This window comes from Nonomuraea sp. NPDC049784 (assembly GCF_040659615.1).
Taxonomy (GTDB): domain Bacteria; phylum Actinomycetota; class Actinomycetes; order Streptosporangiales; family Streptosporangiaceae; genus Nonomuraea.
On sequence record NZ_JBFAMX010000010.1, the window covers coordinates 1 to 25,424 of the forward strand.

20 protein-coding genes and 1 pseudogene are annotated in these 25,424 nt (G+C 66.0%); 14 read left to right on the plus strand and 7 right to left on the minus strand.

Annotated features, from left to right (window positions below; all coding sequences use genetic code 11):
• The 4 genes from AB0J09_RS04660 to AB0J09_RS04675 all read left to right on the plus strand — a co-directional run.
• Window positions 1-3,367, plus strand: a 3,367-nt coding sequence (locus AB0J09_RS04660; protein ID WP_360685082.1) for a multifunctional oxoglutarate decarboxylase/oxoglutarate dehydrogenase thiamine pyrophosphate-binding subunit/dihydrolipoyllysine-residue succinyltransferase subunit, incomplete at its 5' end; no start/stop codon positions are given.
• Window positions 3,368-3,436: 69 nt separating this feature from the next.
• Entirely contained in the window at window positions 3,437-3,616 is a 180-nt protein-coding gene (locus AB0J09_RS04665) for a DUF6104 family protein (RefSeq protein WP_080045373.1), read from the plus strand.
• A gap of 197 nt (window positions 3,617-3,813) precedes the next feature.
• Window positions 3,814-4,569 carry a DUF4097 family beta strand repeat-containing protein gene (locus tag AB0J09_RS04670; RefSeq protein ID WP_360685086.1) on the plus strand — a complete coding sequence of 252 codons (756 nt, stop codon included), beginning with the start codon at window positions 3,814-3,816 and terminating at the stop codon, window positions 4,567-4,569.
• Window positions 4,566-5,306 carry a PadR family transcriptional regulator gene (locus AB0J09_RS04675; RefSeq protein ID WP_360685089.1) on the plus strand — a complete coding sequence of 247 codons (741 nt, stop codon included), beginning with the start codon at window positions 4,566-4,568 and terminating at the stop codon, window positions 5,304-5,306. Before AB0J09_RS04670 ends, AB0J09_RS04675 begins: the two co-directional genes overlap by 4 nt.
• 58 nt (window positions 5,307-5,364) lie before the next feature.
• On the opposite strand, the gene AB0J09_RS04680 is transcribed toward AB0J09_RS04675, so the two are convergent.
• The 6 genes from AB0J09_RS04680 to AB0J09_RS04705 all read right to left on the minus strand — a co-directional run bounded on the left by AB0J09_RS04680 (window position 5,365) and on the right by AB0J09_RS04705 (window position 10,451).
• On the minus strand, window positions 5,365-6,222 hold the full coding sequence (locus tag AB0J09_RS04680; protein ID WP_360685092.1) for an oxygenase MpaB family protein: 858 nt from the start codon (window positions 6,220-6,222) through the stop codon (window positions 5,365-5,367).
• Between the two features lie 77 nt (window positions 6,223-6,299).
• Window positions 6,300-7,256: a zinc-binding dehydrogenase gene (locus AB0J09_RS04685; protein ID WP_360685095.1), complete on the minus strand. Its 957-nt coding sequence runs from the start codon at window positions 7,254-7,256 to the stop codon at window positions 6,300-6,302.
• A 43-nt stretch (window positions 7,257-7,299) separates the two neighbouring features.
• Window positions 7,300-8,178: a hypothetical protein gene (locus AB0J09_RS04690; protein WP_360685098.1), complete on the minus strand. Its 879-nt coding sequence runs from the start codon at window positions 8,176-8,178 to the stop codon at window positions 7,300-7,302.
• 46 nt (window positions 8,179-8,224) lie between these two features.
• Window positions 8,225-8,653, minus strand: a complete 429-nt coding sequence (locus tag AB0J09_RS04695) for a type II toxin-antitoxin system VapC family toxin (protein ID WP_360685101.1) — start codon at window positions 8,651-8,653, stop codon at window positions 8,225-8,227.
• On the minus strand, window positions 8,640-8,933 hold the full coding sequence (locus AB0J09_RS04700; protein ID WP_360685104.1) for a DUF6364 family protein: 294 nt from the start codon (window positions 8,931-8,933) through the stop codon (window positions 8,640-8,642). Before AB0J09_RS04700 ends, AB0J09_RS04695 begins: the two co-directional genes overlap by 14 nt.
• A gap of 81 nt (window positions 8,934-9,014) precedes the next feature.
• Window positions 9,015-10,451, minus strand: a complete 1,437-nt coding sequence (locus tag AB0J09_RS04705; RefSeq protein ID WP_360685107.1) for an acetyl-CoA synthetase — start codon at window positions 10,449-10,451, stop codon at window positions 9,015-9,017.
• 286 nt (window positions 10,452-10,737) lie between these two features.
• Between AB0J09_RS04705 and AB0J09_RS04710 the strand changes: the two genes are divergently transcribed.
• From AB0J09_RS04710 to AB0J09_RS04720, 3 genes are all read left to right on the plus strand, one after another.
• Window positions 10,738-11,859, plus strand: a complete 1,122-nt coding sequence (locus AB0J09_RS04710) for a serine protease (protein ID WP_360685110.1) — start codon at window positions 10,738-10,740, stop codon at window positions 11,857-11,859.
• Window positions 11,860-12,148: 289 nt separating this feature from the next.
• Complete coding sequence (locus AB0J09_RS04715) at window positions 12,149-13,249, plus strand: hypothetical protein (protein WP_360685112.1); 1,101 nt, start codon at window positions 12,149-12,151, stop codon at window positions 13,247-13,249.
• A gap of 196 nt (window positions 13,250-13,445) precedes the next feature.
• Entirely contained in the window at window positions 13,446-14,609 is a 1,164-nt protein-coding gene (locus tag AB0J09_RS04720) for a hypothetical protein (protein WP_360685115.1), read from the plus strand.
• A gap of 174 nt (window positions 14,610-14,783) precedes the next feature.
• Here the strand turns inward: AB0J09_RS04720 and AB0J09_RS04725 are convergent, their stop codons facing one another.
• Window positions 14,784-15,194: a hypothetical protein gene (locus AB0J09_RS04725; RefSeq protein WP_360685117.1), complete on the minus strand. Its 411-nt coding sequence runs from the start codon at window positions 15,192-15,194 to the stop codon at window positions 14,784-14,786.
• Between the two features lie 420 nt (window positions 15,195-15,614).
• Here AB0J09_RS04725 and AB0J09_RS04730 point away from each other — a divergent pair, with 420 nt between their 5' ends.
• The 7 genes and pseudogenes from AB0J09_RS04730 (at window position 15,615) to AB0J09_RS04760 (ending at window position 25,408) form a co-directional block, all read left to right on the plus strand.
• Window positions 15,615-15,941 (plus strand): hypothetical protein, encoded by a 327-nt coding sequence (locus AB0J09_RS04730; RefSeq protein ID WP_360685120.1) that lies wholly within the window; start codon window positions 15,615-15,617, stop codon window positions 15,939-15,941.
• 918 nt (window positions 15,942-16,859) lie between these two features.
• Window positions 16,860-17,039 (plus strand): annotated as a pseudogene (locus AB0J09_RS04735) (hypothetical protein); the annotation flags it as partial.
• 275 nt (window positions 17,040-17,314) lie between these two features.
• Complete coding sequence (locus AB0J09_RS04740; protein ID WP_360685123.1) at window positions 17,315-18,850, plus strand: hypothetical protein; 1,536 nt, start codon at window positions 17,315-17,317, stop codon at window positions 18,848-18,850.
• A 101-nt stretch (window positions 18,851-18,951) separates the two neighbouring features.
• Window positions 18,952-19,419 carry a transposase gene (locus tag AB0J09_RS04745; RefSeq protein ID WP_360685126.1) on the plus strand — a complete coding sequence of 156 codons (468 nt, stop codon included), beginning with the start codon at window positions 18,952-18,954 and terminating at the stop codon, window positions 19,417-19,419.
• Window positions 19,420-20,280: 861 nt separating this feature from the next.
• On the plus strand, window positions 20,281-21,789 hold the full coding sequence (locus AB0J09_RS04750; protein ID WP_360685129.1) for a hypothetical protein: 1,509 nt from the start codon (window positions 20,281-20,283) through the stop codon (window positions 21,787-21,789).
• 433 nt (window positions 21,790-22,222) lie between these two features.
• Window positions 22,223-23,731 (plus strand): hypothetical protein, encoded by a 1,509-nt coding sequence (locus AB0J09_RS04755; protein ID WP_360685132.1) that lies wholly within the window; start codon window positions 22,223-22,225, stop codon window positions 23,729-23,731.
• A 177-nt stretch (window positions 23,732-23,908) separates the two neighbouring features.
• A complete protein-coding gene (locus AB0J09_RS04760) occupies window positions 23,909-25,408 on the plus strand; it encodes a hypothetical protein (protein WP_360685135.1) in 1,500 nt (499 codons plus the stop codon).
• Window positions 25,409-25,424: the final 16 nt, after the last annotated feature.

A 25,424-nucleotide genomic window follows, 5' to 3' on the forward strand; every position in this document is an offset into this window, starting at 1 on the left:
GCCCAAGGGCGCCGAGGAGGTCAAGCTGCGCGGCGCCGCCGCACGCACGGCCGCCAACATGGACCTGTCGCTGACGGTCCCGACGGCCACCAGCGTGCGCGCGATCCCGGCCAAGCTGCTCATCGACAACCGCATTGTGATCAACAATCACCTCAAGCGGGGTCGCGGCGGGAAGGTGTCCTTCACCCACCTGATCGGTTTCGCGATCGTCAAGGCCCTGCGGGCCATGCCGGAGATGAACTACTCCTACGCGGAGGTCGACGGCAAGCCGACGCTGATCAAGCCCGAGCATGTCGGGTTCGGCCTGGCGATCGACGTACAGAAGAGCAACGGCGAGCGCCAGCTTCTCGTGCCCTCGATCAAGGGCGCCGAGGAGATGGACTTCCGCCAGTTCTGGATGGCGTACGAGGACGTCGTCCGGAAGGCCCGCGCGGGCAAGCTGGGCGTCGACGACTTCGCCGGCACCACCATCTCGCTGACCAACCCCGGCACGATCGGCACCGTCCACTCCGTGCCCCGCCTGATGCCCGGCCAGGGCACGATCATCGGCGTTGGAGCGATGGAATACCCGGCCGAATACCAGGGGGCCTCGCCCGACACGCTCTCGCGCCTGGCCGTCTCCAAGGTCATGACGCTGACCAGCACCTACGACCACCGGATCATCCAGGGCGCCCAGTCGGGCGACTTCCTGCGCCAGATCCACCGGCTGCTGCTGGGCGAGGACGGCTTCTACGACGAGATCTTCGAGGCGCTGCGGATCCCGTACGAGCCGGTCCGCTGGGTGCAGGACGTCTCGGCCTCCCACGACGACGACGTGTCCAAGTCCGCCCGCGTGATCGAGCTGATCCACGCCTACCGCGTGCGCGGCCACCTGATGGCCGAGACCGACCCGCTGGAGTACAAGCAGCGCAAGCACCCCGACCTGGACATCCAGTCCCACGGGCTGACGCTGTGGGACCTGGAGCGGGAGTTCGCCACGGGCGGTTTCGGCGGCCGCGCGCTGATGAAGCTCCGCGAGATCCTCGGCGTGCTGCGCGACTCCTACTGCCGCACGGTCGGCATCGAGTACATGCACATCCAGAACCCCGAGGAGCGGGCCTGGATCCAGGCGCGGGTGGAAAAGCCGCACAAGTCGCCCGAGCGTGACGAGCAGCTCAACATCCTGGCCCGGCTCAACACCGCCGAGGCGTTCGAGACGTTCCTGCAGACGAAGTTCGTCGGCCAGAAGCGCTTCTCCCTGGAGGGCGGCGAGTCCCTGATCCCGCTGCTCGACTCGGTGATCAGCGACGCCGCCGACGAGGACCTCGACGAGGTCGTCATCGGCATGGCCCACCGCGGCCGCCTCAACGTGCTGGCCAACATCGTGGGCAAGTCCTACGCGCAGATCTTCGGCGAGTTCGAGGGCAACATCGACCCGCGCACCGCGCACGGCTCGGGCGACGTGAAGTACCACCTCGGCGCGGCGGGCACGTTCACCGCGCCTAGCGGCAGGACCATCACCGCGTCCGTGGTCGCCAACCCCTCCCACCTGGAGGCGGTCGACCCGGTGCTCGAGGGCGTCGTCCGCGCCAAGCAGGACCTCCTGGAGCGCGGCGAGGAGGGCTTCACCGTCCTGCCCGTCCTCGTCCACGGCGACGCGGCCTTCGCCGGCCAGGGCGTCGTGGCCGAGACGCTCAACCTGTCGCAGCTGCGCGGCTACCGCACCGGCGGCACCGTGCACGTGGTGGTCAACAACCAGGTCGGCTTCACGACCTCGCCCGCCTCGTCCAGGTCGTCGGTCTACGCGACCGACGTGGCCCGGATGATCCAGGCCCCGATCTTCCACGTCAACGGCGACGACCCCGAGGCCGTGGTGCGCGTGGGCCAGCTGGCCTACGAATACCGCCAGGCGTTCCGCAAGGACGTCGTCATCGACCTCATCTGCTACCGCCGCCGCGGCCACAACGAGGGCGACAACCCCGCCTTCACCCAGCCGCTGATGTACGACCTGATCGACGCCAAGCGCTCGACCCGCAAGCTCTACACCGAGGCGCTGATCGGCCGGGGCGACATCACGGTCGAGGAGGCCGAGCAGGCGCTGCGCGACTACCAGGCCAAGCTGGAGCAGGCGTTCACGGAGACCCGCGAGGCGGCGAAGAAGCCGGCAGAGGCGGCCGCGATGCGCGTGCCACCCGCCGAGGTCGTCAAGTGGTCGCATGACGAGACGCCCACCGCGATCAGCGACGAGACGCTCAAGCGCATCGTCGACACCCAGCTCAACCTGCCCGAGGGCTTCACGCCGCACCCGCGCCTGGCGCCGGTGCTGCAGCGCCGCGGCCAGATGGTCGAGACGGACACGATCGACTGGTCGATGGGCGAGACGCTGGCCTTCGGCTCGCTGCTCATCGACGGCCACCCGGTGCGCCTGGTGGGCCAGGACTCGCGCCGCGGCACGTTCACGCAGCGCCACGCCGTCCTGGTCGACCGGATGACCGGCGCCGACCACACGCCGCTCAAGACCTTCAACGAGGGCACCACGAAGTTCTACGTCTACGACTCGCTCCTCAGCGAGTTCGCGGCGCTCGGCTTCGAGTACGGCTACAGCGTCGTCCGCCCGGACGCCCTGGTCGCCTGGGAGGCGCAGTTCGGCGACTTCGTCAACGGCGCCCAGACGATCATCGACGAGTTCATCTCGTCGGGCGAGCAGAAGTGGGGCCAGAAGTCCTCGGTCGTGCTGCTGCTGCCGCACGGCTACGAGGGCCAGGGTCCCGACCACTCCTCGGCCCGCATCGAGCGGTTCCTGCAGGTGTGCGCGCTCGACAACATGACGGTCGCGCAGCCCTCGACCCCGGCCAACTACTTCCACCTGCTGCGCTGGCAGGTGGAGTCGCAGCGGCACAAGCCGATGGTGGTCTTCACGCCCAAGTCGCTGCTGCGCCACAAGGCGGCCACGTCCAAGGCGGCCGACTTCACCTCCGGCACCTTCCAGCCGGTCCTCGGCGACTCGTTCGCCGACGCGGCCAAGGTCACCCGGGTGGTGCTCTGCTCCGGCAAGGTCTACTACGACCTGGCCGCGGAGCGGGAGAAGTCGGGCCGCGACGACGTCGCGATCGTCCGGCTCGAGCGCCTCTACCCGTTCCCGGGTGAGGAGCTGGCCGCCGAGCTGGCGCGCTACGGGTCGCAGGCGGAGCTGGTCTGGGCGCAGGACGAGCCGGCCAACATGGGGCCGTGGCCGTACCTTACGCTGAAGCTCGCGGAGGACCCGCAGACGCTGGGCGGCCGCCCGGTGCGCCGCATCTCGCGCCGGCCCAACAGCTCGCCCGCGACGGGGTCGCACAACACGCACGACACCGAACTCGAGGGGATGCTCCACGAGGTGTTCGGCTGATCCAACGCAACAAGTGAGCCCCCGGCCCCGGCTGGGGGCTCGCTGCCGTTTCAGGAGGAATGGAGAGAGATGTACTTCACGGATCGGGGGATCGAGGAGCTCGTCGAGCGGCGAGGTGAGGAGGAGGTCAGCCTGCTGTGGCTCGGTGAGCGGTTGCGCGAGTTCGTCGACCTCAACCCCGAGTTCGAGACCCCGATCGAGCGGCTGGCCACCTGGCTCGCTCGGCTGGACGACGACGAGGACGACTGATCCCGATGGGGAGAAGGGGATCGCCGCCACCCCTCTTCTCCCATGGACACCGGCCGACCGCCCGCCGAACGCGATACATCTTGAGATTTCGATACACGCGACATATCGTGTCTTGTGTAGAGACGTGTCGCCAGAAGGGCGGGGGATCAATGCAACAGTGGACGATCGATGCACCGGAACAGCTGACGTTCGGTCCAGTGAAGTCGCTCGACGTTCGCATCGTCGCCGGCCGGCTGGACGTGCTCGCCAGTGACGGCCCGCCCACAGTGGAGGTGGCCGAGATCGAGTCGGCGTCCCCGCTGCTGGTGACGTACGACGAGGACACCGGGGCGCTCACGGTCGCCTACAAGGACCTCACCTGGGACGGCCTGCTCGGCTGGCTGCGGCGTGACCGGCGCAGGACGGTCCTGACGATCGCGGTGCCCAAGGACTGCACGGTCAACGCCGGGGTGGTCTCCGCGCCCGCCGTGGTGGCCGGGTTCGAGAAGATGACCCAGGTCAGGAGCGTGTCCGCGGAGATCGTGCTCGACGGCGTCAGCGGTGACGTGAGCGCCACGACCGTCTCGGGCCCCGTGGAGAGCCGGGCCATGGACGGCGACCTGGCGTTCAAGAGCGTCTCCGGCGACCTGACCGTGGCCGACGGCACCCCGCGCAGGCTGAGGGCGAACACCGTGTCCGGCCGGATCACGGCCGACCTGGCGCTGCGGCCGACGGGTCATGTGACGCTCAACAGCGTCTCCGGTGCCATCCTGGTCAGGCTGCCGGAAAACGTGGAGACGGACGTCAGCGTGCGGTCCACCTCCGGGAGGCTGGTCAGCACGTTCGACGAACTGTCCAACATGCACGGCCCCGGCTCCAAGTCGATGTCGGGCCGGCTGGGCGGCGGCATGGCGTCGCTGTCGGCGACCACGATCTCCGGCGAGGTCGCGCTGCTCAAGGGGGAGAAGGAATGAGCCCTGTCTTCGGTCACGGCCGGCTCCGGCTGTACCTGCTCAAGCTGCTGGAGGAGAGCCCGCGTCACGGCTACGAGGTCATCAGGTTGCTCCAGGACCGCTTCCTCGGCGTCTACTCCCCCTCTCCTGGCACGATCTATCCGCGCCTGGCCCGCCTGGAGGAAGAGGGCCTGGTGACGCACGAGGTGGTCGAGGGAAAGAAGGTGTTCTCGATCACCGACAAGGGCCGCGAGGAGCTGAACGCCCGGCTGGACGAGCTCGACGACCTCGAGCAGGAGATCTCCGCCTCGGTACGCGACATCGCCCGCGAGGTCAAGGAGGACGTCCGCGACACGGTCAGGTCGTTGCGTGACGAGCTGACGCGGATGGCCAAGGACGTCCGCACGGGGACCGGGGAAGGCACCAAGCGACTCAAGGAGCAGCAGAAGGAGGACTTCAAGCGGCTCAAGGAGCAGCAGAAGCGGCAGTGGATGGAGCACGCCTACCACTGGCAGGACGAGGGAGACCGGCTCAGCAGGGAGTGGCGCAGGATCTGGTCGGAGGTCTGGTCCACGCTCGGAGGCGCGCCCAAGAACCGCGCCGACCTCGACGCGGAGCTGGGCGAGCTGCTGGCCGACTTCGTCGCCGAGGCCCGCGAGGAGGCCTCGGAGGCCCGGCTGACGCCGGAGAAGCTGGCGGAGCTGCGTACGGCGCTCGACGAGGCGAGGCGCCGCGTCCGGGACATCCTCGAACGCTGACCCTCGCCCATGCCCTCGGGACGCTGAACCCCTCCGGGACGCTGGGCCGGGCGGTTGGTCATGCCGAGCGGAGCTGCCGCTCCAGGCGGCGCGAGCTCCGTTCGGCCTTGCGGGCGTGGTAGGCGATGGGCATGTACCGCAGGCGTTCGGGCAGGCGCGGCGTCAGCACGGCCACGGCGTGCCCGAGGTGCCGTAGCCGCCGCTCCTCCCGTGCCGTCCACCGCAGCCCCAGCTTCCGCCGTACGGCGGGCGGCAAGGTGCCCACGGTCACGAAGTGGTTGAACTCCCCCGATCCGGCCCCGACCGGCGTCCACAACCGGCGCAGCGGCCTCGGCAGCCCGGGCGGCGCCGGTGTGCCGCGCAGGACCGACAGCACGTCGAGCGCGGTCGGGTGGGCCTCCAGCCGGTGGGCCACCATCTCGTCGAAGTACCGCCAGAAGGCCTCCAGGTCGGGGGGCATCTCGCGCTCAGGCACCCGCAGGATCGCGCCGAGCTGTCGCGACTCGGCGTAGAGCCGCCGCTGCTGCTCGACGGTGAACGGGGTGCCGAAATAGCGGCGGAGCGTGACGAACCGCTCGAACAGCGACAGGTGCACCCACGCCCACGCCTCGCCGTTCAGCGCGTGGTACGACCTGCCGAGCTCGTCCACCCCACTGATCGGCTTGTGCAGCTCTCTGAGCCGCCGGCCCTCGGCCGGGCCGTCCGCCCCGCCGTACACCCATTTCTGGATGGAGACGAGCGTGCGGGTGAGCCGCCCCCACGGATCATCCTTGTACGTGGAGTGCTCTGCGACGGCCGCGCCGACAGCCGGGTGCATCGTCTGGATGACCAGCGCACTGCCGGCGACGAGCAGGTTGCGATATTCGCCGGCGGTGTCCCAGTGCATCGAACCTGGGCCGAAGGGCTCGACCTCCATGATGACGGCCTCCCGGGTGAGACAACCCCACTCATGCTTGTATCACCCAGGAGCCACAAAAGTAACCCTTTACTTATTCATACGGCGAAAACGATCTTTCCGAAGATCTCCCCTGCGGCCATGGCGGCGAACCCGTCATGCGCGTCCGCCAGCGGCAGCACCCGGTCGACGACGGGCCGTACGCCGGTCTGCTCCAGGAAGACCGCCAGCCGCTGGAGCTGGTCTCGCGTGCCCATCGTGGAGCCGATGACGGACAGCTGCAGGAAGAAGACGCGGTTCAGGTCGGCGGGCGGGACCGCGCCGCTGGTGGCGCCGGAGACGACGATGCGCCCACCGGGTCTGAGCGACTTGAGCGAGTGGTCCCACGTGGCCTGCCCGACGGTCTCCATGACCGCGTCGACCCGTTCGGGCAGTCGCGCGCCCGGCTCGAACACCTGATCCGCGCCGAGTTCCCGGGCACGTTCGCGCTTCTCCTCGGAACGGCTGGTCGCCCAGACCCGGTAGCCGCCGGCCCTGCCGAGCGCGATCAGCGCGGTGGCGACGCCACCGCCCGCGCCCTGTACCAGCACGGTGGAGCCGGGCTCGAGCCCGGCCTTGTCGAACAGCATCCGGTACGCCGTCAGCCAGGCCGTGGGCAGACAGGCGGCGTGCTCGAAGCTGAGGGCGGGCGGCTTCGGCACGAGGTTTCGGCGCGGGACGGCCACGCGCTCGGCGAACGTACCGTCGTGCAGCTCGGACAGCAGCGAGCGCCTGGGATCGAGCGTCTCGTCCGCGCCGGTGCCGATCACGGAGTGCACGATGACCTCGTTGCCGTCCTCGTCCACTCCCGCTGCGTCGCAGCCGAGCACGATCGGCAGCCGGTCCTGCCTGATGCCGACGCCTTTGAGCGTCCACAGGTCGTGGTGGTTGAGTGCGGCCGCCCGCACGGAGACGGTCGTCCATCCGTCCGGGACCTTCGGCTCCGGATGCTCGCCGAGCGTCAGCCCGGCGAGTGGGTTGTCGGGGTCGGTCTGTGTGGCGGTTACGGCGAACATGGCCGCACCTTACTTCAGCGCCCCTGCCTTTCCCCGGACCGCCTTACTTCAGCGTGATGCCGATCCCCTCGATCGCCTTCTTCCTGAACGGCTGCGACCCCGTGACGGCGACCAGCACGTCACCCCGGCACACCGAGTCGGCAGACCGCCCTCGCCCCCTGATGACCGCCGGCACCCTGGCTCGCTTCTTGCAGTCGGGCGTGGGCACGAGCGCGACCACCTCCCCCACGCCACCGCCGAACCAGAGCTGCGGCCCCACCGGCTCCCCCTGCACGGTCTCCCCCGGCTTGGCGAGCCGCACGGGCTCCTTGGCCGACAGCACGAGGTAACCGTCCTTCGTCACCCGCCCCTTCAGCCCTTTCGCCAGCGCCATCCGCTGGTCGAACGTCAGCCCCTGCCCCCGGTCGGACATCGCCAGCCGCCACCGCCCGAACGCGAACAGCAGCACCTGTCCGTAGTAGCCGCTCCCCGCTTGACGGGGCCAGAGGGTGACGTTGGGCGTGTAGTGCCTGATCGGCTCACCGCCCTTGGTCACCTCGAACTCACCGCTGTACGGGGCTGTGAACTGCCGGTATTGCCCGTCGATCCAGGCACCCTGGAACGGCCGTGACCCCATCTCGCCGAGGCCGAGCTCGGCGGGGTAACGCACCTCGGCCCGTACCCCGTGCGGGAACACCACCTCGATGACCTCGTCGCCGCCCTTGGCCCTGGCCGGGGCGTTCAGGAGGTTGGGGGCACCGCCGATCCTGGTGAGCGACCCGATGGGCCCGGGGGTGGGCGTCGCCGACGGCTGTGGGCCGGGATCCCGGCTGGCCAGCAGGCTGACGACCGGGATCAATAAGAGCGCGAGCAGCGCGACCAGCCCGATCCACCGGCGGCGACCTCGCGCGCCTTGCTCGATGACGTCGAACTGGTCAGCCACGACGTTCCTAGCCGAGTAGTGAGGGCTCGCGCCCCTTCACCTCAGTTCAGTTGAGTGGCGACCTCCAACGCAAGCCCTCGAACCTGGCGAAATCCTTGTCGCAGGACACGAATTCGCAACCGTGCTCGATGGCGAGTGCGGCGAGGTAGACGTCGGGGACCAGGTTGCCGGTAGCGCCCGCCTGACGGCAGAGCCGACTGAAGATCCCCCAGTGCCTCGCCTCCGGCGTGACCACCGACGCCTGCGGCTGGTTGCGATAGGTCTCGGCGAAGGTCAGGGCACGCTCGAGGTCGTCGGGGTCCTTGTAGACGCGCCGGTTGGTCACCGTCCGGATGAAGCCGTTGACGACGAAGTCGCTCACTGCGTAGCTCGAGTCGCCGTTCACCATCTCCTCCACGAACGCATGGCAGCGATCGTGATCGGCGGACTCGTGCCGGAAGGCGTTGACGAGGACGTTGATGTCAGCGAGCAGCATGGCGCAGCTCCGGGAAACGCTCCTCGTCGTCGAGGTCCCAGACGATGTGCTCCAGCTTCTCGCCGGCGTCGAGACGTTCCTGGACCCACGGCTGGAACCCGGCCTTGCAGTTGGAAGTGATCAGCTCCACGCGGGGCCGCTCAGCGACCTCCGTGGACCGGTTGAGCAGTTGCCTCAAGGCATCCTCCATCACTGAGTTGAGACTGCGTCCGTTACGTGCCGCGTACGCCTTCGCCTCGTTGAGGAGCGTCTCGTCGATGCGCACAGTTGTCCTCCGCATGACTCCAGCGTCCGCCTGTGACATAAAAATGTCAACACCGGACAGTAGTCACACGGTCACGGATTTGGCATCCACTTTAGGTCACCACGCGGCTACATTGACCTTCCCGTCGGTCACAAGACGCACCCGCTGCCCCACCAGCTCCCGCGACTCCGCCTCCGCCAGCAGCTCGGCCTCCTCCACCACCGCATAAGCGCGACCACCAGGCACGTCGACCACGAGAATCCCTCTCTCGGCGGCCCCGTCCCGCGCGTGCGCGACCGTGTACCCGGCCACCACCCCGCCCCCGTCAAAGGCGTCCACAAGAGGCACCTCCTCGGCCACGAACACCGGCGAAGCGCTCCCCAGCCGCCCACCCGGCTCGCTGGACCACACCGCGTACGTGTGCTTCGTCAGATGCATCCCCACCCCGCTCACCAGCCCGTGCCCCGGCCGTGCCCGCAGCAGCCCCGCCATGGTCGCCGTGGAGTGCAGCACATAGTCGCTGGCCGGCCCGCCCGCGTACGGCAGCCCGCCGGTGACCGTGAGCCCGCGCCGGTCCAGCGGGTCGAGCCCGATCGCGTCGCACGCCTGCCGCAGCGCGACCGCGAAACAGCTGTAGATGTCCAGCGCGTCCATGTCGTCCCGCCCGAGCCCAGCCCGCCGGAAGGCGGCATCGGCCACCTCGCCGATCGCCTCCGAGGCGCCGAGCGCGGGCCGCGCGGCCACTTCCCAGGTGTCCTCCCCGTATGCCCATCCGCGCAGGTACACGCGCTGCTCGGCGGGCACCCCGAGCCGGTCGGCCAGCCGAGTGCTGGCCAGGACGACGGCCGCCGCCTGGTCCACCTCCAGCACGGCCACCGTGCTCCTGGTGTAGGGCCAGCCGACGAAACGGTCGTCGTGCGCGAGCGCGTCGGGGGTGCGGACGGTCCTGCGCCAGGCGTACGGGTTCGCGGCGGCCACCTCGGTCATCGGCGCCATCATCCGGCCCCTGTCGCGCATCTCCTCCTCGACCGTGAGCCCGAACGCCGCCCGCCGCGCCGTCTCCATGATCGCGTAGGTGTGCACCGGCAGGAACAGCGCGTGGGCCAGCGCGGACGGGTGCGGCGGGCGTTCCCACCCGTAAGGGGGTTTGGGCACGGCGGGATGACTCCACGGCACGTGCTCGCCCGCCTGCCGGTACGCCCTGCGCGTCGCGAGCGCTTCGGCCCCCGTGACCAGCGCGGAATCGATGTCGCCCGCCGCGATCCTGGCCGCGGCCTCGCCGATGAGCAGTTGCGGAGCCGTGCCTCCGACCTTGGAGTACGCGCGGTGGCGCGGCGTCGCGCCGAGGCGCTCGGCGAGGCGGCCGACCGGGGTGTCGTACTGCCAGGAGTCGGTGTAGACGATCTGGATCGAGTCGAGCCGCTCGACGGGGAGCCGGGCGTCGCCGACGGCCGCGCGGGCCGTCTCCTCCCACAGATCGAGCGGTTCGGGGCCGGGCTGCTCGCGAATGGTGCGTTGCGCGATGCCAATGAGACAGGGGGTGCGAGGGTCCATGAAAAGTCATCTAACCAGAACAAGGTTCGGATGGCTGGGAAGTGGCATTTGATAATGCGAGTTACCGCTGTTACTGCAGACAAATAACCGATACCACTACCTGCGGAGATGCCAATCAGGAATACATGCGATTTCGCTATTTCTATAACGGAATGGAACCGGGCCATGCTTTTTCACGTCGTTTCCTGGCCGCCCGCTTGCGCCATTCATTAACGTTCCGATCGTTTTCCTGGCCCACCGGGGCGCAGAACCCCGCTCTGGGCCGCCGAAAGCTGAGAGGAGCTCCATGTTTTCCCGAGCAAGGCGCATCGCGATCCCGCTCGCCGGCCTGGTGGCCGTCGGGCTGGCCGCGGGCACGATCGGCGGCACCGCGGCGAGCGCGGCCGCACCCTCAGATGTCGTGTCCCGGAACTCCGCCACCCCCGCCGAGCAGGCGGTCCAGTTCTGGACACCCGACCGCATCAAGCTGGCCACCGACTACGACGACGGCCTCGACCTGACCTCCAAGGGCGTCAAGGGCACCAACGACGCCCCCGACGGCCCTCCGGGATCCGTCGCGCCGATCGGCGAGGAGAAGACGAAGGCCAAGAAGAGCAAGCAGGTCAACCTGCCGAACACGGTCGGCCGCGTGTTCTTCACGCTGCCCAAGGCCGACCCGCGTGACCCGAGGAGCTGGCGCTACTGCTCGGCCAGCTCGGTGCAGGGCAAGTACCGCAACCTCGTGGCGACCTCCGCCCACTGCGTTTACGACACCAGCAAGAACACCTTCTACGACAACTGGATCTTCATCCCGTCGTACTGGGACGGCAACAATGTCTGGGAGGGCAAGGCGCCCTACGGCATTTACGCCGCCAAGACGTTCAACGCGCACGACGACTTCGTGGTGAAGGAGGACTACGACTTCGACTACGCGTTCGTCAACGTCTACAACGGGATCAAGGTCAACTGGGAGAAGGTCAACAACCGCTGGCAGTGGACCGTCAAGAACGTCGGCCGGCTCGGTGACAACGTCGGCGGCCAGGGCTTCACCTGGAACAGGAGCACGAAGCTGAACGTGTTCTCGTTCGGGTACCCGGCGGGCGAGCACCCCGACGGCGACAAGCCGTACACCGGGCGCACGATGAAGTTCTGCTACGGCAAGACCAGGCCGATGCCGGAGGCCAAGAAGTACAACCTGCAGGAGCACATCGGCTTCAAGTGCTCCTTCACCGCCGGCGCGAGCGGCGGACCGTTCCTCTACAACTACAAGAGCGCGTCGCGCACCGGCTACCTGGTCGGCGTCAACAGCGTCGCGTGGGACACCGACGGCAACGACCGCTACGACTACATCTCGTCGCCGTACTTCAACACCGACACCTACAAGGTCTACAAGGCAGCAGCCAACCGCTGGACCGGCAACTTCCGTTGATCAGGCCGGCACCCTGGGCCCCGGTTCCCCGGAACCGGGGCCTTCCCCTGAGGCGCGGCCAATGAGGCGTTCGCCACTGAGGCAGCACGGAGTCGCTGCAATTCAACACACTCCAGCACCCGCTCTGACCTGCGAAAACGCCAAGAAACAATGATCATTTATGCCTTGCCTGACAGTAGCCTTATAGCCTGCCATGCACCCTGATCAGGTAACGAATGTCTATCCTGGCTGCAATACCACGTGTTCATCTGGAAAAATCCACCCTTACAACCCCAAGAAAGGCATTCTCATGATCCCCCGGGCCAGGCACTTGGTGGCCGCTGCGCTCAGCAGCGCGCTGCTGTTGCTGCCTGCCTTCACGGGGGTCGCGAGCGCCGCGCGCGACAGCAAGGTGTTCGCCGTCACGCTGGCCAGGACCGCAGCGGACGTGAAGCGGGTCGCCGACTACTGGAAGCCCGAACAGCTCAAGAACGCCGACAGCTACAGCCCGGCCACGCCGGGCGCCGCGGCCACTCCGGCGCCCTCGTCCACCCCGGACTCCTCGACCCCCGCCACACAGGTGACGTCCCCGGTCACGCGGGCGACCGCAGCTCAGCCCGTGGCACCGACGCCACCGCGCAAGGGCTCAGCCGCGACGACCATGGGCAAGGTCTTCTTCCGGTTCGGGGACAAGACGTACTGGTGCTCCGCCAGCGCGGTCGCGGCCAAGAACCGCAGCGTCGTCGCGACGGCCGGACACTGCGCCTACGACCCGCGCCAGGCCAAGGCGGCCGAGTACTGGATCTTCGTCCCCAATCCCGGCCCCAACGGCGAGACGCCCCATGGCATCTACGTGGGCGCCTCGATCAGCATGCACGAGGACTGGACCGGCAAGGGAGACTACGACTTCGACTACGCCTTCGTGACCGTGCACCGCGGTTTCAAGTGGACGGCCAAGGACGGCGGCTACGTCATGGAGGACGTCGGGCGGCTCCAGGACAACGTGGGCGGCCAGGGCATCGAGCTCAACAAGAAGCCGGGCACGTACATGGTGGCCGCCTTCGGCTACCCGGCCGGCGCGCAGCCTGACGGCAGCCACCCGTACGACGGCAAGTCCCTGAAGATGTGCAAGCAAGGCCCCACCCGCTGGACCTCGGCCGTCAGCCTCGACCTGCAGAAGGGCGTACAGCTGCTGTCGTGCGACTTCAGCCCCGGCGCGAGCGGCGGCGCCTGGCTTATCGGCTACAACGAGGACCGCGGGCTCGGCAGCCTGAACGGCGTCAACAGCCTGACCTGGAACAGGGACGCGAAAGACCGGTATGACGCGGTGTCGTCCCCGTACTTCGACACCACCGCCGGAGAGGTCTACCGACGCGCCGCCGCACTGACCACCCCGGCAAATGTGACCTAAATAACAGCAACCGGCCAATCACTGCTGGTGATCAGCCAATCCTTGGTCTCGGTACGGTCTCGGCGCCTCGTGGGAGCGCTGACATGATCTACCTAAAATTCATACTCCCACGGTCAAACCTGTAAATTCCGGGCTGTCCGTTTGCTGAGTTTTGGAGGTGCAGAGGCGCCTCGTGTCAGCGCAACCTGGAGTTACCTTGAAGCGAATCTTTCTGCCCGCCGGCGGAGCCGTCCTCGCGACTGGCCTGCTCGCCGTAGGTCTGACCGGTACGGCGCAGGCTGACGGCGACGTCTCCCGCGACCCCATGGCCGGCAGCACGTCCAGGGCCGTGTCCGTCGCCTCCTTCTGGCTCGCGTCGAACGGAGCCGCGCTCCGCCACGCGACCCAGTACACGTGGGACGCGAAAGAGGTCCGCAAGGTCGTCTCCAAGGGTGGCTACACCCCCGACGGCCGGCCCGGCACCACGGCGCCGACCGGCGAGTCGAAGTCGACCGGCTCGGCCCAGAACGTGAACCTCCCCAAGACCATCGGCAAGGTCTTCTTCGTCGACGGCTCGGGCAAGTTCCGCTGGTGCTCGGCCACCTCGATCCAGTCCAACTACCGCAACCTGGTCGCCACGGCCGGCCACTGCGTGTACGACACGGACAGCAACAAGGCGCTCCTGGACTACTGGGTCTTCGTCCCCGGCTACTACGAGGGCAAGACCCCGTGGGGCATCTACGTGGGCAAGCAGGCCTTCACCCACTACGACTTCGACACGTACGAGGACTACGACCGCGACTACGCGTTCGTCGCGGTCTACAACGGCATCCAGTTCAACGGCGCCAAGCGGGTGGACAGCAAGGAGTACGCGCGCTTCACCGGCCCGAAGCGCTCGTGGGGCGGCCGCCACTACATCCTGCAGTCGAAGGACGCGGGCCGCCTCGGCGACAACGTCGGCGGCCAGGGCATCGCCTGGAACCAGCCCACCGGCAAGCCGGTCCGCGCCTTCGGCTACCCGGCGGCCCCGCACCCGGACGGCAACAAGGTCTACAGCGGCGTCACGCCGAAGAACTGCTACGGCAACACCACCGCGAAGGCGGTCGGCGCCCCCTGGCTCAAGATCGAGGAGCACATCGGCCTCAAGTGCGCCGTGACCCCCGGGTTCGACGGCGGCCCCTGGCTCTCGAACTACAGCAACGCGAAGCGCCTGGGCTACGTGAACGGTGTGACCAGCACCTTCGCGGACCAGGACGGCAACGACCGCATCGACTACATCACGTCGCCGTACTTCGACGGTGAGACGGCTGCGGTGTACAACGCGGCCAAGGACGTGTGGTCCGGCAAGATCGTCGGCCCGAACGGCGAGCTGTACAAGTAAGCCCTACCAGGGGAACGGCGAGGGCCTCGGCGGGTAGCCGAGGCCCTCGCCTTGGTACGTCTAGGCACAGCCACGCGCCAGACGGCACCTTTCAGGCTGCCGAGGGGCATGGCCTTCCACAAGAGGGAGCGCTTCGCGCCAGTGGTTCCAGACAGCACCTCCCAGAGGGCCGTGCTATCCGCCGGCTTCGTTGAACAGATCCTGGATGGACTGAGCGGTGGCCGCGCGAGTAACCCAGGTTTCGAGTTGGGCAAGGTCGGCACAGGCGATGATCCGGGCACGTGAGTCATCCGGAACGTCAAGGCCGCGGGCAGCCAGCACCAGCAGCACCGACCTGGCTGCCTCTTCCGCCTTGCCTTTCACCGTTCCTTCCGCGAGGCCGCGGCCGAAGTGCTCGCGGGCGAAGGGGCTGTAGACCGGCCATTTGGTGGACGCGGACTTCATGATCTCCTCCATGAGGCGGCGGATCTCGGGCGCGGACATGCTGTAGGCGTGTTCATAGTAATCCGGAGAGTGTTCATCGGTCACGTCGGCCAGCGCAGTGGTGAACGCCTCGACGACCTTGCGGTCGCGGCCGTGGACCATGACCGACAGGGCCGCGAGGTCTATGTGGGCGGCGGCCTCCTGTGGGTCGACAGGCTTTCAATATTCGGCTACTCAGAGGCCAAAAAGAAAAGGCCCTGGATACTTCTTTTGGTCCACTCTCCATTCAGTTTAGGCTTGCGAAATCTCTTTTGGGCTATACGTCAGCGAACGCGACTCTGGCGTGGCAGATCATCGATCTACTCGAGAGCCCGGCGGGGGGCTGTTCCTTGGCGCTAAGCATCTGAGTAACCTACACGCCAAAAGGGAGGCGCCTGGACAGAGTCGGAGGTGCGCCGTGTTGCAACGGCCTATAATTGTCAGGTCCGGACGCGCGGGCATATGCCGAACGCTTCATGAAGTCCTTGCCGAGCGTGAAGCACCTTATTTACGGCGCTGTCGTGAGCGCATGAGGAAGGTTATGTGACTACAACTGTTGACGGGCGTCGATCCGACGGCACCGCAGGATTGGTCATCTGGAGAGTTCTCTGGGCGCTAATGTTTGCGACGGCTGCTCTGCTTGCCATATCCAGCCAGCTAATTCCGGTTTACGAATATGCATGGTGGGATGACATGTCCGCAGCCGAGGTAGACAAGGACATGCTCATAATCGTTCGCTGGATGCTGCAGTTTGCCTATATTCCCGCTATCATTTCCTGCGCCTTGCCGGTTCAATCGCGCATCATGCAGGTTTTCTCTGCAATCTTGGGAATCGCCGTTTCAGGGCTTCTATTTATCCTTCCTGAATAGGATAACTTGCGGGCGCCCGGAGGTGAGATTCTCCGAGCGCCCCGATCACCGGCAGTTGCCACGCTGTGGAAGGGCCTGCATCGCACCGGATCAGCCGCCATGCTCGCGGTCGGCTCAGCACGGTCATGCAGGTCCCGAGGCTGTCCTGGGCCGGATCCTCTGTGGGTCCTCGGTGTACAGGTAGGCGGTGGAGCGATACGCCTGTCCCGCGGCGCGCAGCACGGTTGCCGTGAGGTGTAAGTGAAGGCGAACTCGATGGTGACCGTCCATGCTCTCCTGCGGTGTATCGGCTCTGGGCCCCAGCCTTACCGTCGGCCCTCGCTTCGCGCGTCAACTCGTTTGTTTACTCGTGTGACGGAGGATGAGTTCAGCAACCGTCCCCGGCAGCCCGGCGCTAGGAACAAGCGGCTCATGCTTGCGATCGTCTCCACCTGTCCGTTTCCACGGCGTTTTAGCACGTCAGGCGTTATGTGATAGCTCGGTAGACAGGGATCTGTAAAACCGTCGGCTCAGCCTACGCAAGTTCGAACCTTGCACCTGCCACCAGCAGTAAGTGCAGATCAGAGGCCCTTCGGGGCCTCTTCTGCGTTTCGGGGGCATGCAGCCGTAGGCAGCTCTGAGCGGCCGTTTGTCGCTGGTCACGGGATACACGCGGAATGGATCATGGGGTGTTTTCCCCAGGTGGACGCCGTGATCCGAGACCGCCTACGGCTATGACGAGCTCAGCAACCCCACCCAGCGCATCCACGCCGCCGGCACCGCCACCTTCACCTACGGCTATGACAGAGCCAGCCGGCTGAAGACCATCACCGCCACTGCCAGCACGCAGACCATCGACTACGACAACACGGACCGAGTCACCGGTCAGACGCTGAAGAACGGCTCCGGCACCCAACTCGCCAAGATCACCACGCCCACACCTACGACCACGCCGGACGGCTCACCTCCTGGACCGCCCCCGGCGGCGCCACCACCGCCTACAGTTCAACCGTCATGTGGCAACGCTGCGGCATGTCTTGCCGGGGACGTGGCGGCCCTTTTAGGCGTCCAGGGCGCGCATCGGGTTGGCATGACGGTATGGATCTTCTCACCCTCTGATTGCGTTACTGATGCCGAACTGGACGGTCCCACTCGTCATTCCGGGGCGGCGGCGAAGCGAGAAGTCCACCGTTATTGATTTGGTGCTGGAGCGACGCTCTCCGCGCTTCTTTCCCGCTCCTATCTTCAATCTAGGACCGCCTGTCACCACGGCAACGGGGAAACGGTGATCGACGGCGGTCATCCAACGGGGATCTCTGGAAGGTTCGATGAAGCCACGTTTGCCGCGCTTATCTAGCGCATCCCTCACCGTAGTGGCCGCGATGCTCATGACGATGGCGGTCTTGCCGTCGGGCGCGGCTCAAGCAGCGGAGCCGACCGGCGGGGAGAAGCTCGCCTGGACGTACGTGTCGGTGAAGCACCCCTTCACCTCCTACTGGAACAGTAGCGAGGACGCGCTCGTGGGCATCGGTGCGAACCCCCACGACATCTTCCGCTCCTTCTTCCGGATGGACACCTCGCGCGTTCACGGGAAGAAGATTCTGAGCGCCTATTTCCAGGCATATCAGAACAGCGGAGTATGCGAGCCCACTGTCGAGTTGTGGCTGACCGAAGACATCTCTCCGAAGACGACCTGGTTCAACCAGCCGAAATGGCTGACCAAGATCCCCGCCACCACGACGAGTGACAAATACGGGGTCTGCTTCTTCAGCTGGCGGGCGAGCGATGTCGTCAAGGAGGCGGCCGCGCACGGCGTCGAGCACCTCACCTTCGGACTGCGTGCCGCCAAGGAAGTCGGCCCTCCTGACCTGCACATTCTCGAGAGCGACCTGATCAACCACCCGTACTTCGGCCGTTTGCGGATCCCATGGCTGAGCATCGACTACAACAGCATCCCCGACGTGCCGTCCGAGCTGGGCGTCGCAAGAGACTACAGCTGGTGTGAGTCGCCCCTTTCGTCCGCTGTCTACGTTCCGACCACCACGCCGGCTCTGGGCGCGAAGCTGACCGATGCTGACTCGGGACAGCAGGTCCGGGCCCGCTTCCAATGGGCCGACGCCGCCGGCGCAGAACTCGGCGAAGCCTTGAGCTATCAGAGCCACCCCGGCTACAGGCACTGTGTGCCCATCCCTGAAGGCCAGCTCTCCGATGGCGGGCAGTACAAGTGGCGGGTGCGGACCGAGGACCAGTACCAGGCGCAGGGCGAGATTGAACTGCTCAGCGACGCCAGCGAGTGGAGCGAGTGGCAGGAGTTCACGGTCGACACCACGCGGCCCGCGCAACCGGCGGTGTCGTCTGCCGCCTATCCGGAGAACGCGGTGGGGGCGCGGGTAGGCACACCCGGCGAGTTCGTCTTCTCGCCCAACGGTTCTGACGACGTCGTCGCCTACGACTACAGATTGAGCTCTGACGCTCCGGCCTCCGGGACCGTGACGGTCGGTGCGGACGGGACAGCCACTGTGACGATCACGCCTACCCGCTACACCCCCTTCCCCAAGACACTGACCGTGAGCAGCATCGACCGCGCCGGCAACCGCGGCCCGGAGAAAAACTACTCGTTCAGGGTCAGCCGGAACCCCGCACCGCTCGTCTCCTCAGAGGTCTACCCGCAGCAGCAGTACGGCGGCGGAGTCGGCGTTCCCGGGGAGTTCGTCTTCGAGCTGAACGGCGCGCAGGACATCGTCGCCTACCGTTACATCCTCAACTCCGGCGCAAACGTGGACGTCCCGGTCGGCGAGGACGGGTCGGCCAGGGTCTCCCTGACACCCGACACACCCGACAGCAACGTCCTGACGGTCTTGAGCGTCGACCGGGCCGGCTACACGAGCGCGCCACGCACCTACACCTTCTACGTCAACCCCGCGCCATGACGCGGTGACGCAGGCAGGCCACCCCGGGGCGGGGTGGCCTGCGGCGGCCCAGTTCGCAACGGTTGTCCTGATAGCTGCGGCCCCTTGACAGCTTTCTGCACTTGATCGGCAAACTTCGCACGAAGATCTTTTTTGAATTTGCTGACGTAGCGTGTTTACCTTGTCACGATGAGCTCATGCATCGAGGCGATCTGACGAACGCCGAGTGGGAGCGGCTGACATCGTTGCTGCCACCGGGCGAAAGGCGTGGAGACCGACGGGATGAGCACCGGATGATGATCAACGGTGTGCTCTACCAGGCCCGCACGGGGTTGCGGTGGCGTAATCTGCCTGATCGGTTCGGGTGCTGGGTGACCATCTACCGGCGAGACCGCCACTGGACCGCGGATGGCACCTGGCGACGACTGCTGGCCGCGGTCGAGACCGCCCAGAACAACGCGGCACGCGTCAACCAGCGCGAAGCTCCAGAGGTCACACAGCATCCACGCCACAAGCGGGCCGTCGGCGATCCGGTGCTGGCAAGCCTGCGCGCCCACCTGGCGGCGATAGTCAGGCAGAGAGACCTTTGAGCCACGAAAGGCCGCTGCGACCCGACTTGCGGACCTGACCTAGACGATTGCCTGCACGGCTGGTCTGACATCCGCACTCGGGCAGACTCCCTACGACGGCTCAGGCTCATCCCGAGCAGCCGATCGCACGGGCAGCCGACCCTCCTCCTGCGGCCGGTGACACTCAGCTGCGGAACACAACCCTCGCTGAGGCGCCTCAAGCGCCCAGTTCTCGATAGATCAGGCTGGGGCAGACCCACTGAAGCCCCGCCTGACCGCCGACGGCCGTCCTCGCCGCCCCCTCCACGGGCGAGGACGGCATCTTTCGTTGTCGCCCCCTCGCCTGAGGCCAGGAGGCAGCCGATCTCGCCTGGAACGGGCCACCGACCGCCGGCGAGACCGACTCGGCGACCGGCCTGAGATGACCCCTCTATATAGGTGTCGCCGGCACTGCTGCCTCTAAATGGCGTCACGTGGCCGGTTCACGCGCCGATTCCAGTGCCCCGAGACGGCGATCTGAGCGCCCCCAGAGCCCAATCTGAAGATCACCTGTGAGGATTGGAGCGAGTTAGACGGACGAGGTGCCAATCTGGTTCCTGTGATCTGAGTCACGTTTCGGCGGTAACGCTTTGTGTCGGACCACTAACGGCACTTCAGTCCCATCAGCCACAACCCCTCCATACCCTGCGAAAACGTGACTATCCAATCACTCCGCGCGAAGATCACTGACTGGTAACAGCACGGTAACGACGGTAAGGGTGACTACCAGATCGCTCAAACCGGGTTCCACCTGCGGAGATCACCACGCTATGTTCCTTGCTATCCCTTTACTGACGCATGGGACGCAAGTTGCGACCCACGACAGAGCAAGGAGCAGTTCCCTTGAAGCGCATCCTCATCCCCGCCGGTGGCGCCATCGTGGCTACCGGCCTTCTGGCTGCCGGCCTCGCCGGTAACGCCCAGGCCGCAAGCGACGTTGCCAGCGACCCGATGGCGGCGAGTGCGGCGAACGCTAAGGCCATTGCTGACTTCTGGGCCGACAACAACGGTGCTGCCCTCCGGGCCGCCAAGGAGTCCAACGTCTGGGACAAGGGCGACGTCACCAAGCTGCAGAGCAAGGGCGGCTACAGCTCGGACACCAAGCCCGGCTCGACGGCTCCGATCGGCGAAGAGAAGAAGACCACCGCCAAGGTCCAGAACGTCAACATGCCGAAGACCATCGGCAAGGTGTTCTTCGTCAACAGCAAGGGCGAGAAGAAGTGGTGCTCCGCCACTTCGATCCAGTCCAAGTACCGCAACCTGGTCGCCACGGCCGGTCACTGCGTGTACGACACGGCCACCAACTCGGACGTCATGTCCAAGTGGGTCTTCGTCCCCGGTTACTACCAGGGCAGGGCTCCTTGGGGCATCTACGTGGGTAAGCAGGCCTTCACCCACTACGACTTCGACGTGTACGAGGACTACGACCGCGACTACGCGTTCGTGACCGTTTACAACGGTGTCCAGATCGGCAGCGGTACCCCCAAGCAGGTCTCCAAGGCTGACTGGGACAAGTACACGGGCGTCAAGGACGCCAAGGACGTCGAGATCACCCAGGCCGAGTACCAGAAGACCGTTGACCTCAACGGTGGCGAGACGCCGGACGCCTGGGCCAAGGCGTCCAACTTCGACGACCTGGTCGGCCCCGACTACACCGGGGCGATCAAGGTCCTGAAGGAAGTCTCCAAGGAGCAGTACGACGCCGCTCCCACCGGCAAGAAGAACGGTGCCAAGGCGGAGCAGGCCACCGTTACTGAGAACGTCACCGAGTCGCAGTACAAGAGCTACACCGGCCCGGGCTACCGGAAGATCGACAGCAAGGGCAACTTCACCATCACCCACTACTTCCTCAAGTACTGGGTGAAGCGCACCACCTCGGTGAAGTACTACAAGACGACGTTCTACATCATCGAGGGCTACGTCAAGGACGCCGGTCGCCTCGGCGACAACGTCGGCGGTCAGGGCTTCGCCTGGAACCAGCCGACCGGCAAGTACGTCCGCGTGTTCGGTTACCCGGCCGCTCCTCACCCCGACGGCAACAAGAACTACACCGGCGTGACTCCGAAGTGGTGCTACGGCGCCACCACGAAGAAGCTGCAGGGTTCCGCTGCCAAGAAGATCGAGGAGCACGTGGCCCTCAAGTGCGCCTTCACTGAGGGCGCCGACGGTGGTCCGTGGCTGTACAAGTACAGCAACACCAAGCGTCTCGGTTACCTGAACGGTGTCGTCAGCACCTTCAACGACCAGGATGGCAACGGTCGCGTGGACTACATCTCGTCGCCGTACTTCGACGGCGAGACCAACACCGTCTACAAGTCCGCCGCGGCCGCTTGGTCCGGCAAGATTGTCTAAGTAACGGATAGCGACCGGGCATAGACCGTTCGTATAACCGTTACACGCGAAGGGCCCGGCATCCCGCCGGGCCCTTCTGCGTTCCCACGAAAGTGATGGCGCCTTGGACGCACAGCACGCCCAGACGGTGCCATCAATCTAATGTGATCTGCATCACATCGCTCACTCGCTCTTGATCAATAAGACACCCGAGCCCCGCGAGCCACACTGACAACTTCCTTATGTTGATCAGGGCAAACGGTCACAAGGCGAGCTTCACTCAGCTCCTGTGCATCAGCCGCTTAAACATCACAGAACGGTTACGCCCGGCTTGTCGCATCTTTTCCTACCAAAGCGGCTTCCGGTCACCAAGATCCACACTGTATGTTCCTGGCTATCCCTTTACTGACGCATGGGACGCAAGAGGCGTTCCACGACAGCGCAAGGAGTTACCGTGAAGCGCATCCTCCTCCCCGCCGGTGGTGCCATCCTGGCCACCGGTCTGCTGGCCGCTGGTCTGGCTAGCACGGCGGCCTCCGCCTCGGGCGTCGTTGACGACACCGCTCTGACCCCGAGCACCAAGGTCTCCGAGACCGTCGACTTCTGGTTCAAGGCGAACGGCGCCGCCCTCCGGGCCGCGTCCGTCTACCGCTACGACTACAAGGAAGTCGACAAGATCGTCCAGAAGGGTGGTTATACGCCCGACACCAAGCCGGGTTCGACCGCCCCGATCGGCGAGGAAAAGAAGACCACCGTCAAGGTTCAGAACGTGAACCTGCCGAAGACCATCGGTAAGGTTTTCTTCGAGGGCCGTGACGGCAAGCTGTACTGGTGCTCCGCCACCTCCATCCAGGGTGCGCAGCGCAACCTGGTCGCCACCGCTGGTCACTGCGTGTACCAGACCGGTGCGAACGGTGACGTCCTCAACAAGTGGATCTTCGTCCCGGGTTACTACCAGGGCAACGCTCCTTGGGGCATCTACGTGGGTAAGCAGGCTTACACCCACTACGACTTCTCCAACTACGAGGACTACGACCGCGACTACGCGTTCGTCACCGTTTACAACGGCATCAAGCTGGGTGGCGGCACCGCCAAGAAGGTCACCAAGGCCGAGTTCGACGCGTACCAGGGTGTCAAGGACGCCAAGGACGAGGAGATCACTCAGGCCGAGTACCAGAAGACCGTTGACCTCAACGGTGGCGAGACGCCGGACGCTTGGGCGAAGGCGAGCGACTTCGACGACCTGGTCGGCCCGGACTACCCCGGGGCGATCAAGGTCCTGAAGGAAGTCTCCAAGGAGCAGTTCGACGGCGCTCCCACCGGCCAGAAGAACGGCGCCCAGGCGACCCAGGCCACCGTTACTGAGACCGTTACCGAGTCGCAGTACAAGGGCTACACCGGCCCGGGCTACCGGAAGATCGACGCCAAGGGCAACTTCACCATCACCCACTACTTCCTCAAGTACTGGGTGAAGCGCACCACCTCGGTGAAGTACTACCGGACGACGTTCTTCATCATCGAGGGCTTCGTCAAGGACGCCGGTCGCCTCGGCGACAACGTCGGCGGTCAGGGCTTCGCCTGGAACCAGCCGACCGGCAAGTACGTCCGCACCTTCGGGTACCCCGGTGGCGAGCACCCCGACGGCAACAAGCCCTACACGGGTGTCACGCCGAAGTGGTGCTACGGCAAGACCTCGACCCAGCGGGTGCAGTACCCGGCCCTCAAGGCCGAGGAGCTCGTGGGCCTGAAGTGCGCCGTCACGCCTGGCTACAACGGTTCGCCGTGGCTGTACAAGTACAGCAACGCCAAGCGTCTCGGCTACGTGAACGGTGTCACCACCGCTGTGTTCGGCGACGTTGACGGCAACAACCGCTACGACTACATCTTCTCGTCGTACTTCGACGGCGAGACGGCTGCTGTCTACAAGGCTGCCTCCAACAACTGGTCCGGCAAGCTGGGCTAGTCCGCACAGCACCTGGCCCGGGGGTCCAAACCCCGGACCAACCCTGCTTCACCCGAAGGGCCCGGCTTCTGCCGGGCCCTTCGGCTTTTTGCTGAGAAATCAGGTCATTTCCCTTACCAGAGTGACTGAAGTGTCGATAGGGTCTTTACACCCTTTTTGACAACTGTGGAGCCTCCCGTGAAGCGCCTGCTCATCCCCCTAGCAGCTGCCGGCCTGAGCGCCGCCGCCCTCGCCGTCCCCGCCAACGCAGCCCCGAGCTGGTCGACCGACAACCTCCTACCCAAGCCCGCCGACGCGTACAGTGCCGCATACTTCTGGCTCGACTCCAACGGAGCCGCCCTCCGCAAGGCCACCCAGTACAACCTCGACACCAAGAGCGTCCCCAAGATCGTGTCGTCCGGGAGCAACGGGGCCCCTGACGGCAAGCCCGGCATGACGGGCCCGACCGGCACCACCAAGCCCGGCCTGAGCAAGAACGTCAACCTGCCCAAGACCATCGGCAAGGTCTTCTTCCTCGACAAGGCGGGCCAGTACCGCTGGTGCTCGGCCACGTCCATCCAGGCCCGCAACCGCAACCTGGTCGCCACGGCGGGCCACTGCGTCTTCGCCAACGGCAAGGACGACGTCTACGACAAGTGGATCTTCGTACCCGGCTACTACAAGGGCCGTGCCCCTTGGGGCGTTTACGCGGGCGCTTACGCCTTCACGGCGTATGACCTCGACACGTACGACGACTACGACGGCGACTTCGCCTTCGTGGCGGTGCACAACGGCTTCGTGCTCAACGGCGAGAAGCAGGTGTCCAAGGCCGACTTCGACAAGTGGGTCGGCGACAAGTGGGCCAAGGACGTCGAGATCAGCCCGGCCGAGTACCAGAAGTGCAAGGACCTGAACGGCGGCGAGACGGCCGACTGCTGGGCCAAGCTCGCCACGACCGCCGACGTCGTCGGTCCCGACTACCCGAGCAAGAAGCGCGCCTTCAAGGAAGTCTCCAAGGAGCAGTACGACAAGGCTCCGACCGGGAACGGAAACGGCGCCAAGGAGCCGGACAAGATCGTCGTCGACCAGGTGACGGAGTCGGAGTACAAGGCCTACAAGGGCCTCGGCTACCGGAAGATCGACGCTCTCGGGAACTACACGATCAGCCACTACTTCCTCGGGTACTGGGTCAAGGAATCCACGAAGACCCTGTACTACAAGACGGTCTTCACGGTCGGCATCGCCAAGGACATGGGCCGCCTGGGCGACGTGGTCGGCGGGCAGGGCGTGGCCTGGAACCAGCCGCTCGGCCAGCAGGTGACCGCGTTCGGCTACCCCTCCGCCCCGCACCCCGACGGTGACCGGCCGTTCTCCGGCGTGACGCCGAAGTGGTGCGCCGGCAAGACCGCCACCAAGAGCTACCAGGTCAACACGTTCAAGGTCGAGACGCACCAGCTGCTCAAGTGCTCCATGACCCCCGGCGCCGACGGCGGCCCGTGGCTCATCAGGTACGACAACGGCAAGCGCACCGGCTACGTCAACGGCGTGACCAGTGTGTTCCTCGACAGCGACGGCAACGGCCGGATCGACTACATCAGCTCGGCCATCTTCGACAGTGAGGTGGCCGACGTCTACGCGAAGGCCAACTACGCCGCGACCAAGAAGATCGTCGGCCCCAACGGCGAGCTCCTGAAGTAGGACGGCCCAAGGAAAC

What these genes read in the sequence shown, in the direction of transcription:
- AB0J09_RS04665 (WP_080045373.1), top strand. Translation starts at nt 3,437, where the DNA reads ATGTACTTCACGGATCGGGGGATCGAGGAGCTCGTCGAGCGGCGAGGT.
- AB0J09_RS04675 (WP_360685089.1), top strand. Translation starts at nt 4,566, where the DNA reads ATGAGCCCTGTCTTCGGTCACGGCCGGCTCCGGCTGTACCTGCTCAAG.
- AB0J09_RS04680 (WP_360685092.1), bottom strand. Translation starts at nt 6,222, where the DNA reads ATGGAGGTCGAGCCCTTCGGCCCAGGTTCGATGCACTGGGACACCGCC.
- AB0J09_RS04685 (WP_360685095.1), bottom strand. Translation starts at nt 7,256, where the DNA reads ATGTTCGCCGTAACCGCCACACAGACCGACCCCGACAACCCACTCGCC.
- AB0J09_RS04695 (WP_360685101.1), bottom strand. Translation starts at nt 8,653, where the DNA reads ATGCTGCTCGCTGACATCAACGTCCTCGTCAACGCCTTCCGGCACGAG.
- AB0J09_RS04700 (WP_360685104.1), bottom strand. Translation starts at nt 8,933, where the DNA reads ATGCGGAGGACAACTGTGCGCATCGACGAGACGCTCCTCAACGAGGCG.
- AB0J09_RS04705 (WP_360685107.1), bottom strand. Translation starts at nt 10,451, where the DNA reads ATGGACCCTCGCACCCCCTGTCTCATTGGCATCGCGCAACGCACCATT.
- AB0J09_RS04710 (WP_360685110.1), top strand. Translation starts at nt 10,738, where the DNA reads ATGTTTTCCCGAGCAAGGCGCATCGCGATCCCGCTCGCCGGCCTGGTG.
- AB0J09_RS04715 (WP_360685112.1), top strand. Translation starts at nt 12,149, where the DNA reads ATGATCCCCCGGGCCAGGCACTTGGTGGCCGCTGCGCTCAGCAGCGCG.
- AB0J09_RS04725 (WP_360685117.1), bottom strand. Translation starts at nt 15,194, where the DNA reads ATGGTCCACGGCCGCGACCGCAAGGTCGTCGAGGCGTTCACCACTGCG.
- AB0J09_RS04740 (WP_360685123.1), top strand. Translation starts at nt 17,315, where the DNA reads ATGGCGGTCTTGCCGTCGGGCGCGGCTCAAGCAGCGGAGCCGACCGGC.